Annotated in this window: 11 protein-coding genes; 5 read left to right on the plus strand and 6 right to left on the minus strand. The window is 43.3% G+C overall.

Annotated features, from left to right (window positions below; all coding sequences use genetic code 11):
• Positions 1-3: 3 nt before the first annotated feature.
• Positions 4-1215: a lipoprotein-releasing ABC transporter permease subunit gene (locus ABKW31_RS11460; RefSeq protein WP_348616498.1), complete on the minus strand. Its 1212-nt coding sequence runs from the start codon at positions 1213-1215 to the stop codon at positions 4-6.
• Positions 1216-1369: 154 nt separating this feature from the next.
• On the opposite strand from ABKW31_RS11460, the gene ABKW31_RS11465 reads away from it, so the two are divergent.
• The 4 genes from ABKW31_RS11465 to ABKW31_RS11480 all read left to right on the plus strand — a co-directional run bounded on the left by ABKW31_RS11465 (position 1370) and on the right by ABKW31_RS11480 (position 7607).
• Positions 1370-1969: a PilZ domain-containing protein gene (locus ABKW31_RS11465; RefSeq protein ID WP_348616499.1), complete on the plus strand. Its 600-nt coding sequence runs from the start codon at positions 1370-1372 to the stop codon at positions 1967-1969.
• A complete protein-coding gene (gene mfd, locus ABKW31_RS11470) occupies positions 1969-5481 on the plus strand; it encodes a transcription-repair coupling factor (RefSeq protein ID WP_348616500.1) in 3513 nt (1170 codons plus the stop codon). Before ABKW31_RS11465 ends, mfd begins: the two co-directional genes overlap by 1 nt.
• A 74-nt stretch (positions 5482-5555) precedes the next feature.
• On the plus strand, positions 5556-7019 hold the full coding sequence (locus tag ABKW31_RS11475; protein ID WP_348616641.1) for a CsiV family protein: 1464 nt from the start codon (positions 5556-5558) through the stop codon (positions 7017-7019).
• A 57-nt stretch (positions 7020-7076) separates the two neighbouring features.
• The gene (locus ABKW31_RS11480) at positions 7077-7607 is read left to right on the plus strand and encodes a cob(I)yrinic acid a,c-diamide adenosyltransferase (RefSeq protein WP_348616501.1); all 531 of its coding nucleotides are present in this window, start codon (positions 7077-7079) and stop codon (positions 7605-7607) included.
• A 122-nt stretch (positions 7608-7729) separates the two neighbouring features.
• Here the strand turns inward: ABKW31_RS11480 and ABKW31_RS11485 are convergent, their stop codons facing one another.
• The 4 genes from ABKW31_RS11485 to ABKW31_RS11500 form a co-directional block, all read right to left on the minus strand.
• Positions 7730-10402: a TonB-dependent receptor gene (locus tag ABKW31_RS11485; RefSeq protein WP_348616502.1), complete on the minus strand. Its 2673-nt coding sequence runs from the start codon at positions 10400-10402 to the stop codon at positions 7730-7732.
• Positions 10403-10507: 105 nt separating this feature from the next.
• A complete protein-coding gene (locus tag ABKW31_RS11490) occupies positions 10508-11020 on the minus strand; it encodes a RidA family protein (protein ID WP_348616503.1) in 513 nt (170 codons plus the stop codon).
• 23 nt (positions 11021-11043) lie between these two features.
• Positions 11044-11658, minus strand: coding sequence for a c-type cytochrome (locus ABKW31_RS11495; RefSeq protein WP_348616504.1), 615 nt, complete (start codon positions 11656-11658; stop codon positions 11044-11046).
• Complete coding sequence (locus tag ABKW31_RS11500) at positions 11648-13237, minus strand: FAD-dependent oxidoreductase (protein ID WP_348616505.1); 1590 nt, start codon at positions 13235-13237, stop codon at positions 11648-11650. The genes ABKW31_RS11495 and ABKW31_RS11500 overlap by 11 nt, the downstream gene beginning before the upstream one ends.
• Positions 13238-13605: 368 nt before the next feature.
• Here ABKW31_RS11500 and ABKW31_RS11505 point away from each other — a divergent pair, with 368 nt between their 5' ends.
• Positions 13606-14592 carry a LysR family transcriptional regulator gene (locus ABKW31_RS11505; RefSeq protein ID WP_348616506.1) on the plus strand — a complete coding sequence of 329 codons (987 nt, stop codon included), beginning with the start codon at positions 13606-13608 and terminating at the stop codon, positions 14590-14592.
• Positions 14593-14625: 33 nt separating this feature from the next.
• Here ABKW31_RS11505 and ABKW31_RS11510 read toward each other — a convergent pair whose 3' ends face one another.
• Positions 14626-14952 (minus strand): YunC family protein, encoded by a 327-nt coding sequence (locus ABKW31_RS11510; RefSeq protein ID WP_348616507.1) that lies wholly within the window; start codon positions 14950-14952, stop codon positions 14626-14628.
• Positions 14953-15025 lie beyond the last annotated feature (73 nt).

The raw sequence follows: 15025 nt of genomic DNA on the forward strand, positions 1-15025 counted from the left end.
GGTTTATTCGTATTTTAACGCTCGTGCCGGTTCAATTTTTACCGCACGATAGGCAGGGTATAAACTTGCCATAAAACACAAGCTAAAAGACGTAGAGACTAAAATAAGTACCTGTTGCCATTCCAGCTGAATCGGTAACCCCTGCCCATTGGGTCCTAAATAAATAGGTAAATTAAATAACTCAATCATATTATTTAATTGAAAAACCAATAATAATCCACCGAATAAGCCCCACAGGGTGCCTTTAACACCATTGTATAAACCGTTGAAAATAAATATTTGCATTACCTTGGCGCGTGTCATTCCTTGGGTGAGTAGTATGGCAATATCACCTTGTTTTTCAGTCACCACCATGACTAAGGCCGAAACAATGTTAAAGGCGGCTACCGCAATAATCAGTAACAACATCAATGACATCATGTTTTTTTCCATCTTAACCGCGTCGAATAATGCCCCCTGTTGAGTACGCCAATCCGTGGTTTTGAGCCCTTCAGCATTGAGCTGTTGCACAATAGGCAGGTAATTAAAGGCATCGTTTAAGAACAAGCGAGTTTCACTGACGTCTGGCGTGGTGGAACGAATTAACTTTGCAGCATCATCAATGTTAAGTAATACCACCTTATCATCGAGGGCTGAGGCCATATTAAAAATACCCACCACGGTGAACAAGCGCTGGTTATAAGTCCGACCAAAAGGACCAAAAAAACTATTTTTCGCAGCAAACAATCGGGTTTTTTCGCCAATAGTTAAATTCAATTTGCGTGCTAAAGCATGACCGATGACAACCCCATATTGCCCTGCCACTAAGTTATTCAAACTACCCACTAATAAATTATCCGCGATCACAGAATGTTGGTTCATCACCTGTGGTTCAACCCCTTGGATCATCACACCTTGTAAAGCTGAGGGCGATTGCACAAGTCCTTCGTAGTCTATTTGTTCTGCTTGCGCGCTTACTTCGGGGATTAATGTATAATCCCGCTGCTCTACTGATGTCTTATCTGAGTGATGCACCAAAATATGTGGTGTAATACCTAAATTCCGCAGTTTTAATTCTGCTTCAAAGCCATTCATAACGGCTAACACAGTAAGCAAGGCCATCAGTCCAAGAGCAATGCCAATAACTGAAAATAAATTAATAAAGGCAATAAAGTGACTACCTTTGGCGGCTTTTGCGTATCGTAATCCTATAAAGGCTGATAATGGGTAATACATTCAGTTTGAAACTCGAATTATCAAAAAATAAAACATAATTGGTGGTTTGCTGTTGGTATAGAGGCAATGTTAATGAATAATACGTGCTTGTTTTGACTCCCACAAGAGACTAAAGCAATTGCTTGTCCCTAACCTTTTGTTAATAGGAGAATAAATGCGAAATCTAAGCTTGGCGCAAAAACATCAGCAATTTGAAGAGTTTTTCATGATTACTCATGATCTTCACGTCAATATGCGAGTATTAGAGAGTCGTTTTGTCTTACCTGAACCAGATAATTTAGCTCAGCATATGCCCTACGCCTTTAAAATTGCCAGTGAACTGGCGGCAATCGATAATAAAAGTCTGCGCCATTTGCGCGGTTTGTCAGATCATGCCAGCGAATTAGTTGAATTTTTAAACCACCAAAGTCGTAAAATTGACTTAATGATGTCGATGATTTTAAAACACGAAGATGATCCAAGCCTAAATTACAGCAGTGTGAAATTTGGTGGTGGTGGGGTAATAATAAAATGCCCTAAGGCCGTCGACCTAGGCTCACAAGTTGAGTTAAAAATATTTATTCCTGAAGAATCCGCAGCGATTTTTTGTTTTGCTGAGGTGATAGCTTGCAAGCAGATCGACGATAACCATCATATTTCATTGATTTACAGCTGTATCCGCGAAGAAGATCAAGATTTACTGGTGCGTGCTAGCCTGCATTTACAAGCCGCAAATTTGCGTAAACTTAAGCAACAAAAGAACGAACAACATTAATGACTTTAAGTATTTTTACCCCTCCTCTGCCGGCCAATAAACTCAAACAGAAAAATGATATTATTCATTGGCATAATCTGCAAGGCAGTAGTTTAGCGCTATCCATCGCTAATGCCGCTCAGCAAATTAGTGGCCCACTGCTGCTCATCACTGCAGATACGCCAACGGCGATTAAGTTAGAAAAAGAATTAGATTATTTTTTACAGCAATCAGATATTGATGTGCAGCTTTTTCCTGACTGGGAAACCTTACCCTACGACAGTTTTTCGCCTCATCAAGACATCGTCTCGCAGCGGCTCGAAACCCTGTACCGACTGACCCAAAATGAACGCTGCATTTTCATTGTGCCCATCAATACCTTAATGATGCGTATGGCCCCGGTGGATTATATTGGCAAATATTTGCTACTGCTAAAAACTGGGCAAACTCTCGATATTAATCAATTTCGCTCGGGCTTAGAACGCGCCGGCTATTTGCATGTTAATCAGGTCATGAGCCACAGTGAATTTTCTATTCGTGGCAGTATTATTGATCTTTATCCGATGGGCAGTCGTCAGCCTTATCGTATTGATTTATTTGATAATGAAGTGGATAGCATTCGTTACTTTGATCCTGAGACCCAGCGTTCTGGTGATAAAGTACCAGAAATCCGGCTACTTCCAGCCCGTGAATTCCCCACAGATAAAGATGCTAATCTATTATTTAGGCAGCAATATTTAGAAAAATTTGACGCCAACAACAGTAAAGAGTCGATATATTATCAAGTGGGTAAAAACTCGATGCCCGGTGGTATTGAATACTACTTACCCTTATTTTTTAAACAAACCGCCACCCTGTTTGATTATTTACACGCAGATACCCTAGTGGTAATGCTGGGTGATTTAAGTGCTGCCAGTGAATTTTATTGGGCCGACGCACACAAGCGTTATGAGCAGTTGCGCTATAATTTAGCCCGCCCTTTGCTGCCTCCAACTGATCTATTTATGCGCCAAGAGGAGTTATTCGCAGCCTTTAAAGTGTGGCCGCGCATCAGTATCGAGCAAATAGGTGCAAAAGCCACTGCTGAACAAGATAAAAAAAGTGGTCAGCATTATTTCAATACCAGTGTTATTGGTGATATTTCTCTCAATCCACAACTCAAAGAGCCTTGGACTAACTTAAAAGACCGAATGGCAAAGTGGAAGAGCCAAAAGCTGCGGGTATTATTTAGCGCAGAATCTGCAGGGCGCCGTGAAGGTTTATTAGAAATTCTCGCCAAGGCCAATATTAAACCGAGTAATTTTAAACATTTTGACGATTTCATCACGGACAATGCCCCACTGGGGATCACCGTTGGTGCGATTGAACACAGCTTTATCTTGCAAGAAGGCAAGCAGTCTGTGGTATTTATTACCGAGACTGAATTACTTGGTCATAAAATCAGTCAACGTCGTTTACGCGATAAGCGCCAAGCAACTGATGAAACGGCCATCATTCGTAATCTGGCCGAATTAGCCATTAGCCAACCAGTGGTGCATCTTGATCACGGAGTGGGTCGTTATTTGGGGCTGCAAACCCTCGATGCCGGCGGCATAACGACTGAATATCTGACTATACAATACGCCAAAGAAGCCAAACTTTATGTACCGGTCGCATCCTTGCATTTAATTAGTCGCTACAGTGGTGGTGATCTAGAACACGCACCCTTACACCATTTAGGTAATGACACTTGGAGTAAGGCCAAGAAAAAAGCCGCCGAAAAAGTGCGTGATGTGGCGGCTCAATTACTCGATGTTTATGCCCAACGGGCAGCGAAACCCGGCTTTGCGTATAAAATTGCGTGGGACGAATATCAAGCCTTTAGTGATAGCTTCCCCTTTGAAGAAACTCTCGATCAACAAAAAGCCATCAATGCAGTTATTCAAGATATGGGCTCCACTAACGCCATGGATCGTTTGGTGTGTGGTGATGTTGGCTTTGGCAAAACCGAAGTGGCCATGCGAGCGGCATTTTTAGCGGCTAACCAAGGCAAACAAGTGGCGATTCTAGTGCCAACTACCCTGCTCGCTCAGCAGCATTTTGAGAACTTTAAAGACCGATTTGTTAATTGGCCTTTTAGAATTGAAGTTTTATCTCGTTTTGTCAGTGCCAAAGACAGTAAACAAACAGTGCAAGCGATTAAAGAAGGTAAGGTCGATATCGTAGTAGGCACCCACAAGCTATTGCAAGATGATATTAAATTCAAAGATCTAGGTTTAGTTATTATTGATGAAGAACACCGTTTTGGTGTGCGTCAGAAAGAGAAATTTAAAGCCCTGCGCGCTGATGTAGATATCTTGACGCTAACAGCAACGCCGATACCGCGGACCTTAAATATGGCCTTAAGTGGCATGCGCGACTTGTCAATTATCGCTACGCCACCGGCTAAACGTTTAGCCATTAAAACCTTTGTGCAACAACGTAATAATGACATTATTCGTGAAGCGATCATGCGTGAAATTTTACGTGGAGGACAAGTCTACTTCTTACATAATGAAGTTGATACCATCGAAAAAGTCGCTGAAGAAATTGCTGAAATTGTACCGGAAGCCCGTATTGCTATTGGCCATGGCCAAATGCGCGAACGTGAGCTGGAAAAAGTCATGAGTGACTTTTATCACCAACGCTCTAACGTACTATTGTGTACCACCATAATCGAAACAGGCATTGATGTGCCCTCGGCCAATACTATTGTCATGGACAGAGCCGATCATTTAGGTTTAGCACAATTACATCAACTTCGCGGACGCGTGGGTCGTTCACATCATCAAGCTTACGCTTATTTATTAACGCCCCACCCTAAAAGGATCACCAAAGATGCGGCCAAACGTTTAGATGCCATATCTTCTTTGGAAACCCTAGGCGCGGGGTTTGCGTTAGCAACCCACGACTTAGAAATTCGTGGTGCGGGTGAGCTGTTGGGAGATGATCAATCCGGGCAAATATCCACTATTGGTTTTACGCTGTATATGGAAATGCTAGAGCAAGCAGTGGAAGCCCTCAAAGAAGGCCGTGAGCCGTCTCTTGATTACGCCCTATCAAGCCAGACTGATATTGATTTGCGTATTCCAGCGCTGTTTCCAGATAACTATATTGGTGACGTGAATACCCGCTTATCTTTGTACAAAAAGTTAGCCGGCTGCAAAGATGAGCGAGCGATTAATGAATTACAAATAGAATTAATAGACCGCTTTGGTTTATTACCCGAAGCGGCTAAAAATCTGTTAACCATTGCCCACTTAAAACTGCAAGCCAAAGTTATTGGCATCACTAAAGTAGAGGGATATGCGACAGGTGGCGTAGTGGAATTTTCGCCGCAAACCAAAATTGATCCTAGTTTTATCATTCGCTTGATTCAATCTCAGCCGCGCATCTATAAACTAGACGGTGCGCAAAAATTGAAATTTAACGTGCCTACTGAATCTGGCGCAGATAGACTGAAGTTAGTCACTGATATACTTGCTCAATTTAGCCAACAATTAAGAGTCGCTTGATGTCTGAAGTAAATACAACTCCATCGCTTTCCTCTGTTCTTAAGAGATGGCACGCAGCCCAAAAACTATGCTTGATGCTTCTGTTAGGAAGCAGTCCGTCCTCGCTCATGGCGCAAGAACAAACATGGTGGTTTGATGTTGAGGTTATTATTTTCAAACGGGATTCGAATTTCAATGAATTATCTGAAAAATTTGCTCATCAGACTATCAATACAACACCCAGCAAGGCCCTAGATCTGCTTAGCCCTTATTTAAGCCCTGATTTAAGTTATTTGCGCGCAGGGCTGTCGTTTTGCCAAGCCTCGAGCCGGGCTGAAAAACAGCGCCAGTTTGAACAAGATTTTGCCTTTCCTGCCCCACAAGTTAAACCCGAACCTACGATGGATGGATCGACAGAGCAAGGTTTAACGGTGCCTCAAAAATCAAACAACAAGGCTGGAATGGCGCCACAAGCAACTAAACCATCGGCTGAGCAAGGTGTTGCTATGAGCAAGCAAGTTGGTCCTCAGTCTGGGACTGGTGAACAAAACGCCTCGTCACGTCCCTCTCAGGAAGATATGGCATTTCACTATGTTCCTCAGGATATCTCGGTAAAGTGGCTAGAATGGCAAATACCTAAACAACTGCCCTGCGTTTATAGTGAGCAACTGGCTCTATTAACTAACCCCTTTGATGAAGCTCAAGAAAAGCAAGACTCGCTAAAAAATATCACAAGTGTACCGGTAAAAATTGATGGAATTGACTGGGAGCGTAAGGGCCAAGCGTTTTTACTGCCACAAACTGAATTGAATTTACGCTCTCTGTTTACCGCTATCAACCGACAACGTGACTTAAACACTATGCTGTATGCTGGGTGGCGTCAGGAAGTGAAGTTTGGCCGAGAAAAAGCCCAAGCACTGCGCTTATTTGCAGGTCAAAACTACGGCATGAATTTTTCGACTAATGGCCACTTAAAGCCCACATCAGTCAACAAACAAGAGTTAGGCTTAAGCCCGTATTTACCGGCAGCGGAACGAGTCCAATTTAATGCGCAGCAACAAGCCGATAATCAATATAATGTTGCCCAGTTGGCCAATTCTGAATTATTTGCTGCGATATACGCCAGTCTTGGAGATGCCAATGAGCCGCTAGACATCGATACCTTTTTTGTCAGCGCTAAATCACCAAGGGATGGGCAAAATACATTGAGCCCCTTACACACCAAAGACAGTGAAATTTGGCAGTTGGACGGTGAATTAAAAGTGTATTTACAAAATGTGGGCAGAACTCCCTATTTGCATATTGATAGTAGCTTCGATTATAGGCAACCCGTATTTGACGCCAGTATGCAAAATCCGGCATTGAACCAACAGGAAGCCATAGTGTTGGGTGCACATAATACCCAGCCAAATAAATTAGAAAGTATTAATGTTAAACATTTTAAACGGGTGATCAGTAAACAACTACATTATTTTGACCATCCACTTTTTGGCATGGTTGTGTATATCTCTCGTTATCAGTGGCCTGAAGAACCGCAACAAGTAGATGAAATTAACTAATTAATACGTAAACATTTTACTGTGGATATTGAGTCCCAGATTTTAAGCAGGAGAACCATGAAAATTTATACCAAAGGCGGAGATAAAGGCCAAACCCAAATTTATGCCGATAAGGTGATCAGACTGAATAAAGATGATCAGGTACTTGAATGTTACGGTACCCTTGACGAACTGAATGCCCATGTGGGTTTACTCAGCAGTTATATTGAGCAAGCTCATGCTCAGTCTAGCATCGCGGCTCAACTAGCGCCCATTCAACAGGCCTTATTTCAAATAGGCTTTGCCGTCTCAGCAAGCACTAAATTGAGTCAGCAAGACGTTGCGAACCTTGAACAACAGATAGATCAGTTACAATTGACCCTACCTGAACAAGTCTCGTTTATTCTACCGGGTGGCTGTATTGCCGCATCACAAGCCCATGTCTGTCGTACGGTCGCTCGTCGCGCAGAGCGAGAGTTGGTCGCCTTACTGGAACATCATCCAGTACCCGAGGTATGTTTGCAGTTTATTAACCGCCTGTCTGACTATTTATTTGTAGTCGCTCGCACGCTTAATCATGAACTTGGCCTGTCGGATATTAAAGTTTAGGACAAAGTGAGCACTTTCTTATAAGTGCTCACTTTGTCGAGAATGGGTTTTAAACCCATTAAAAAAGCCTGACAAGCACAACTTGGCAGGCTTTTTATTTTTAAGGCAAGGCCTTACTAGGTTTAGAATGTGTAATTTAAGCGAGCGTAATAGTAACCACCTTGCCAATCAACAATGTTGCTAGACCAATAGGTGACGCCACAACAATCATCTCTATTTGCTTTATCGCCATTACCATCGCTGTCAGGGTACTGATCAAAGATATTACGTGCACCGGCGGAAATACTTAAATCGTCGCTGACTTGGTACTTCGCTTCCAAATCAAAGAATACCGTGGACCCATATTCTTGAATGGTAGTTGCGGCCGAATTAATCGCATTTTCATAAGAGCCATAGATATTGGCGCGAACTAAGATGCTAAGTAAATCAAAGTCATGTTTGGCCGACACCACACCACGCCAATCTGGCACTGCATTTTCCAGATCATACTGGTCTTCTGCATTTAAAAAAGCTGATGCGTCTGAATCGATTTTGGTATTGTTATAGTTCAACGAAGTAGTCAGTAAGGTATCACCTAAGCTGTAGGTTGCAACAAAATCAAAGCCTTGCGTAGTCGTATCGAAGGCATTTTGGAAGTAATTAACGCCACCAATTGAATTAGCACCAGCAACACCAGCTGCGTCTAACTTCAGGAAGTTATTATATGCAGCCAAGGCGTCAGCGTAACCCGACGCGGTAGGATCAGTTGGCTCTGTTGATGATACATCAAGAGTTGATACTGCATAAAAACGGTCCGTCAATTCAATTCGATAGAAGTCGAGGGTTAAATTGATACCATCAATAGCACCTGTCATGCCTAAGGTATAGTTCATTGATTTTTCAGGCGTTAAAGGATTTGCACCTAAGGCCTGACCCACTGGGCTGATGGCTGGGAACAAGCCCGTTGCAACCGGGAAACCATTTGGCAAGCGAGTCGATACGTTGGTGGTACCTTGCTGACCAGGTGTTGGCGCACGGAAACCGGTTCCGATTGACCCACGCAAATTAAAATCATCGTTTAGGGTGTATTTAAAGGCGACTTTACCTACCAGTTCAGAACCAAAGTCAGAATAATCCTCATAGCGCATTGCACCTTGTAAGTATAATACATCAGTCACATCTGAACTCACGTCAACATAAATACCTTTCATGTCACGGTCGTATTTACCTGAAAACTCTGGTGAATAACCTGGAAAACCATTAGAGCCAACCCCTACAGCTCGATAAACCGGATCATCGCTATTCGAACAATCCAAGGTCGAACCATTACCAATAACCGCTAAACCAGCTGCAGTAGCCGCATCTCCGTCACAAAATCCCCATGGATCCGGTAAGGCATAAGGACCTTGTGAATACGAATCAGGATCGCCACCTTTAAGCTCATAACTTTCTTTCATATAAGTTGCACCAAAGGCAACTAATACATCAGCATAAAGGCCCATATCGAAGTATTTAGTGAAATCAGCTGAGAGCTGTGTCTCTTCGTTGATCAAATCGCCAGGGCGGAATGAGGTAGGTGAATCAGGTCCCATTGACGGGTTGACGGTATTTTTAAGAGTATATGCAATTTCGTTAGAACCAAAACGAGCACTGAAGTCATAGCTTATTTCGTTGGCAAATTCGCCTTCGATACCACCTAAAATTGAGATATCAGTAATATCACCAAAGAAGCGAGGTGTGAAACCACCTGGGAATTTTTCCAGTGGGCTATACAAAGAGCCATCTTGCTTACGCAAATTTTCGATAGTACCGTTGCCAGGGTAACGATAATAGAAACTGCCATCACCTTCTGTTTTTGCATAGTTACCGAAGGCGTACAGTTTCATGGTATCGCTAATTTCATAACCGCTGTTAAAAAACACTTTAGCACCAGAGTAGTTAGGTTGGCCCCAAGGTTGCACAACATCTTCACCACCTAGATTAGCGGCACTTAAACCAGCGGCAAAGGTTTCATCAGAATAACCTGATAGTGTCTTGTCGAAAGACCCACCACCTAAGTAATTTGGATCAGTAGAATCCATACACGCCCAACTTTCACAATACTGCTCAGAGCGTGAAGTTGAACCAACGTCAGTGTACTCACCCGACAAGCTGAAAAAGCCTTTGTCGCCAAGGGCGAAACCAATATTACCAGAAACGGTAACTTGTCCACCGTCACCTTCATAATATTGCCCGGTTTCTGCAGATAAAGTGCCGCCCTCGTCATTATCTTTTAGGACAAAGTTAATAACGCCGGCAATAGCGTCTGAACCATACTGAGCGGCTGCACCGTCACGCAATACCTCAACCGCTTTTAGGGCAGCTGAGGGAATAGTCGCAATATCGGGCCCTTGGGTACCAGACCCACCAATTTGCACTAAGGCTGAGCGGTGACGACGTTTAGAGTTAACAAGGACCAAGGTTTTATCCGTTGGCATACCACGCAAGGTTGCAGGTCTGATAAACGACGCACCGTCAGAAATAGGCTGACGTTGCAGTGAATAAGAGGGTACCAATGTTTTCAGAATATCGTTGGTATCAGTAAATGGCACCCCAGCCATATCATCTGCACTTAACACATCCACAGGAACTGGAGAGTCAGCAAGAGAGCGAGGCGCACCACGCGACCCAGTAATAACGACTTTTTCATATGAATCAGCTTCAGCGGCCGCATCAGGTGTTTCTTGTGCCATAGCTGATGACAGGACAACAGTACTTAGTGCCCACGTCATTAAGCTGGTTTTTATCGCTGTATTGAGCTTACTTTGCTTAAGCATAGTGTGTTCCCCTAATTTTTATAATGTGCTTGGTAGTATGTGTTTTTGGCTAGTTTTATTTTTTTATTGACGCACCACTGGCTAGCCCTCAGTCATGCGCAGTTCTCACTTCGGTTTCGCAATGACCATTTCAATTTCAATAAGCATGTTGGGTCCGCCCGCTAGACCGGCAATTTGAAACGCTGAACGAGCCGGTTTATTCGGTTGCTCTGCAGTACCAAAGTACAAGGTGTAGGCTTTCATAAATCCGGCAAAATCCATTTTTCCTTCCATGCTTGGATCACCTACCATAAACACTTGCATTTTGATGACGTCACCAAAACCCACACCGAGCTCTTTAAAGGATTCTTCGAAACGTTTAAATACATTTAAAGCTTGTGTTTCAGTGTCGCCGTAATATTCGCGGCTGCCACGCTCCGCTTCCGGGTTGACAGGTCCTGGCACCATGCCACTATGAAAAATCAAGGTGGTTTGGGGTGACACTTCAACGGCTCTAGAGATAGGGAATGGGTTATTGTTTGCCAATGCATGGCGTGTGACATCAGCCATCGTTACTGTGCTAAATAAACCACTCATCGCAAATAAAGCTGATGTGGCAATTATCGTTTTATTTTTCATAAATAAACTTCTCCTAATATGAATTAATTTAGTTGGGTGATGTAACTTGCAAGGTTGACGGCATCTTCTTCTGATGTGATAACCACACTCCCTGCTTTCATTTGTTGGCCGTAGGAATCATCTTTATGGTCACCTCTTAAGTTGAGACGAAAATGGTTGAGCTGCGTGGCGAGATACCAGTCATCTAAGCCAGTTAATTTAGGAGCACCAAGTATATGATTGCCTTCGCCTTTAGAACCGTGGCAAGCAGCACAGCTTTGGTATAGGGACTTACCGGCAGCAATGTCGCCGTTTAACGATGGTGAGGGTAAGGCCGATTCAGTTTTAGCCACCCATGCGGCTATCGCGATAAGTTCCTGCTCACTTAAATTGACCACCATTGGACGCATTTCTGCACCTCGTAAATCTTCAACGTGGCTGCCGCGCAATCCAGACTTAAAATTGAGTAATTGCCGCTCGATATACCATTGCGGCAGGCCACTCAATCTTGGTGCACCAATATTGGCATTGCCTTTCAATTGGCTGCCATGACAAACGGTGCAATATTCAAGACCTTTAGGGGTTGCTGACTCTTCAGCCACAGCGAAAAATGCAGTGCTGGCGATGGCAATTGATAACATCAATGACTTAACTGACATGGCTAAGCTCCCCATGTTGTAATTTTGCACCGAGCAATTTATTAAGTTGTTGCAGCGCCTGTTCACTTGATGCCAACGCGCCTTCTTGCCAGCCGCTATGATGGCTAATTTGGTCACCAATCATAAAATGCCGCCCTTCTGGCTTTTGTAAAAGAGGGTAATACTTATCAAAATCGTCTGGACTCATTCGCATGCCACAGCCCATTTGATGGTTCATCCGCGCCCATGGAATGCTGATCCCGTTTTCGATATATTTGCTGTAACCCGGATGGATTTTTTCACCTGACTTAGCGCCTGCGATTAAACGCTCTGCTGGCGTCATGGCTTCAAATGCAGCGCTGACTTTTGGATCCCAGGTGTAAGCGCCAAGTAGGATCCCTTTGGGCGCATGAATATCGTGTGAGGGATACCAAAGTTGGGCTACTGGATCTGAGGTGTAAGATATACCACCGTAGATCCCTTCTTTTTCCCAAAAGCGCTCTTTCATTTGGTAGGCAATTTTAAATAAGTGGCCTCGTTTAATGCTGTTAAGGCCAGACTGATATAAGGCAGAGAAATTATTTTCTATGCCGGCCATAAAATAAGCTGGAATGTTATTGAAGCAATAATCAGCTTGCACCGTGTGAAATTTGCCGTTTTGCTCGTAAGTAACCTCAACCCCTGTTTCTTGGTTATAGATCTTCTTCACTTGAGCGTTAAGTAAAGGTTTTGATTTTAAATGGCCCAAAAATCCTTTGACGACTCCATCCATGCCGCCCGTAGGCTCCATTAAGGGTTCGCACCAGTCATACAGTTCGGCGCCTAATAGTCCGCCATACCAAAAACTGCTATCTAACATGGCTTTTAATTCGATGGGGGTATGAGGCTTGGGAAACTCCAACATCCGGTCGCTAGTAGACCCTGCCCGCTCCGTTCCTAGGTATTTGCCTGCATCACTTAAATCGCCATGTAACTGAGCAAATTTCATTAACTTCGCAACATCTTCTTCGTTTAAGAGTTGGTCATATTGCTGAGAGTCTGCTGATTTCCACAGCAACTCGGCCATCAAGCCGCGCACGTCAGCATGGTAGTCAATTTGCCTGATTGGCTTGCCACCAAAGGCTTTATCATCTTGAAAATAAGCTAGCTTGCAACTGTTCGCTTTGATCTGTAATGGCACACCCAACGCTCTACAATAGTGCAGTAGGCGTCGATGATGACCAGGAATTCGTGCCGGTCCACAGTTAAAAAATAAATTTTCTGCCTTATCAAACTGACAAATTTGCGGCTGGCCCATTTCATCAATTTTATCACCGTGGCGGACGGTTAAATTTCGTCCACCTGGCCGATGGGACGCCTCAATAATAGTCACCTGAAAGCCAGCTCGTTCTAATTCAAGCGCGCTAGCTAAACCCGCAATACCCGCGCCTAGAATAAGTGCAGTAGGCCGACTGTCTTTTGCTGCAGGCTTAACTGTGACCGGACCAGAGTAAGAATCGTCAGGCATCATCCCCAAGGCTAGGTTGGCTTTAAGCAGGGCTGAGGAGCCTCCTGCAGCACCGACATATGTGAGAAATTGTCTACGGGTTATATTTAGCATAGGTATTTACACTTCATCCTAATGTTGGGTTGATTATAAAAAGACACTGCAAATCATGACCTTATGCTAGCGACAGTCCTTGCCAGACAGAACGCAATATAATGTGGTAGGGCTCTATATTTTTTGTATACCCCTATTTGAATAGCGGCTGCGTCCGACTTATTTACTTGATTTATCGACTTTTTTGGCCTTTCGTTGTTGATGCTTTTTTTATCTTATTTAGCTGAATTAGTTTTGTGGCATCCATATTGCTTTACTTAATCATTTAAGGTGTTTTTAAGTTGTTAAAAGTAGGGATTACGATATAGACATGGCGGTTGATGGTGACACTAATTGAAGACGACCAACTCATTCAAACTAGGTAAGCAATGAACACCAAACAGTTGCAGTATTTTTTAGCGACCGCCGAACAAGGTAGTATTACTTCTGCGGCGAGAGAACTGGATGTTGCACAACCTGCCATCAGCCTACAGTTAGCAAATCTTGAACATGAATTGAAAATAAAATTATTTGAACGAGACTTTCGCGGAGTCGAATTAACTGAAGCGGGTCGTTGTTTCGAACAACATGCGCGTATTATATTAAGCCAAATTAACGCAGCAAAGGCTGACTTAACCGGCAGTAAACAGGAATGTAAGGGCAAGGTTGTAGTCGGTATCAGCCAAACTAGCTGCAATGTTCTTTCGGTAGAGTTGTTGACCGAATTAGAACATCGCTTTGCTAACATAGAATTGAGTTTTAAAATTGGTCCATCGCATTCTGTTGAACAATGGTTAATAGATGAGCAAATTGATATTGCCTTAAGCTTTAATCCCGCAGCACTTAGTGCAGCACCACGCTCGATTCCACTGATTCGAGAAAATCTGTATCTGTATATTTCTAACCATCCTAAAAATCCGGCTTACAGTGAACTAGCACTGTATGGCTCTATACCTTTTAAGGATCTGCAGCACTACGATATTTTTATGCCTGAAACGCAAGAGGCTATGCATCAATTGCTCAGTAATCAGGCTAAAAAGAGTGGTATCAAACTCAAACCGAAAAGTGCCTTTGGTCAATTAATGACGACACTACACTATGTCTCGCAGGGGTTCGGCTTAGTTGTCCTGCCCTCTTCTGGTGCTTTTCACCTAGAAACAAGCAATCAGATACGTGCCATTAATATTGTACAGCCGTCGTTGCAACGGGATGTGTTTTTACAAATTGCTGAAAAGAAGTGCCAAAATGCCGCGGTTAATGCGGTGTATGAACTCATTCGTGAAGTCACAGCCAACATGCACGCCCAACAACTGTGGCGTGGCAATTTGCTAGACAAAAAGTATTTTCGACCTGAAAGGCTTCAATTAGAAGCCTAACAAGCGAGTTAATTAAGCTGTTCTGTGCTTAAACTAACGCATGATAGCGAGAGCTTGCGCTCCAGTCATCCCCAGTTCAATCCCGAGCTCTTTGGCTGCTGCAGATAGGGCAACAATGGGTTTTACTAGCATATCTTCATGATTATTAACGCCACTTACAATTGCACAAGCTTCGCCGGTTTTCTCACAGGTAGCTGCATTAATGTAACCACAAGCCAAAATGCCTTTACTGCCCTGAACCGTTAATAATGGCAATTTTAGATCAATTCGTTCGCGTTTTAATTCACCCCAGTTGAAGGTTTCAGCACTGACCGTTGATACAAACAACACACAAGCACTTACCCAAGATACAACTTTCATATGTCTTCAATCCTTCATGACTTTGATTAATTTTGATGGTAGTAAGGCGCTTCATTAATCCTTAATATCCGTG

This window comes from Paraglaciecola sp. 25GB23A (genome assembly GCF_040012495.1).
Lineage (GTDB): Bacteria > Pseudomonadota > Gammaproteobacteria > Enterobacterales > Alteromonadaceae > Paraglaciecola.

Coding starts and splice junctions, on each gene's coding strand:
- ABKW31_RS11460 (WP_348616498.1), bottom strand. CDS start 1,215: ATGTATTACCCATTATCAGCCTTTATAGGATTACGATACGCAAAAGCC.
- ABKW31_RS11465 (WP_348616499.1), top strand. CDS start 1,370: ATGCGAAATCTAAGCTTGGCGCAAAAACATCAGCAATTTGAAGAGTTT.
- mfd (WP_348616500.1), top strand. CDS start 1,969: ATGACTTTAAGTATTTTTACCCCTCCTCTGCCGGCCAATAAACTCAAA.
- ABKW31_RS11475 (WP_348616641.1), top strand. CDS start 5,556: ATGCTTCTGTTAGGAAGCAGTCCGTCCTCGCTCATGGCGCAAGAACAA.
- ABKW31_RS11480 (WP_348616501.1), top strand. CDS start 7,077: ATGAAAATTTATACCAAAGGCGGAGATAAAGGCCAAACCCAAATTTAT.
- ABKW31_RS11485 (WP_348616502.1), bottom strand. CDS start 10,402: ATGCTTAAGCAAAGTAAGCTCAATACAGCGATAAAAACCAGCTTAATG.
- ABKW31_RS11490 (WP_348616503.1), bottom strand. CDS start 11,020: ATGAAAAATAAAACGATAATTGCCACATCAGCTTTATTTGCGATGAGT.
- ABKW31_RS11495 (WP_348616504.1), bottom strand. CDS start 11,658: ATGTCAGTTAAGTCATTGATGTTATCAATTGCCATCGCCAGCACTGCA.
- ABKW31_RS11500 (WP_348616505.1), bottom strand. CDS start 13,237: ATGCTAAATATAACCCGTAGACAATTTCTCACATATGTCGGTGCTGCA.
- ABKW31_RS11505 (WP_348616506.1), top strand. CDS start 13,606: ATGAACACCAAACAGTTGCAGTATTTTTTAGCGACCGCCGAACAAGGT.
- ABKW31_RS11510 (WP_348616507.1), bottom strand. CDS start 14,952: ATGAAAGTTGTATCTTGGGTAAGTGCTTGTGTGTTGTTTGTATCAACG.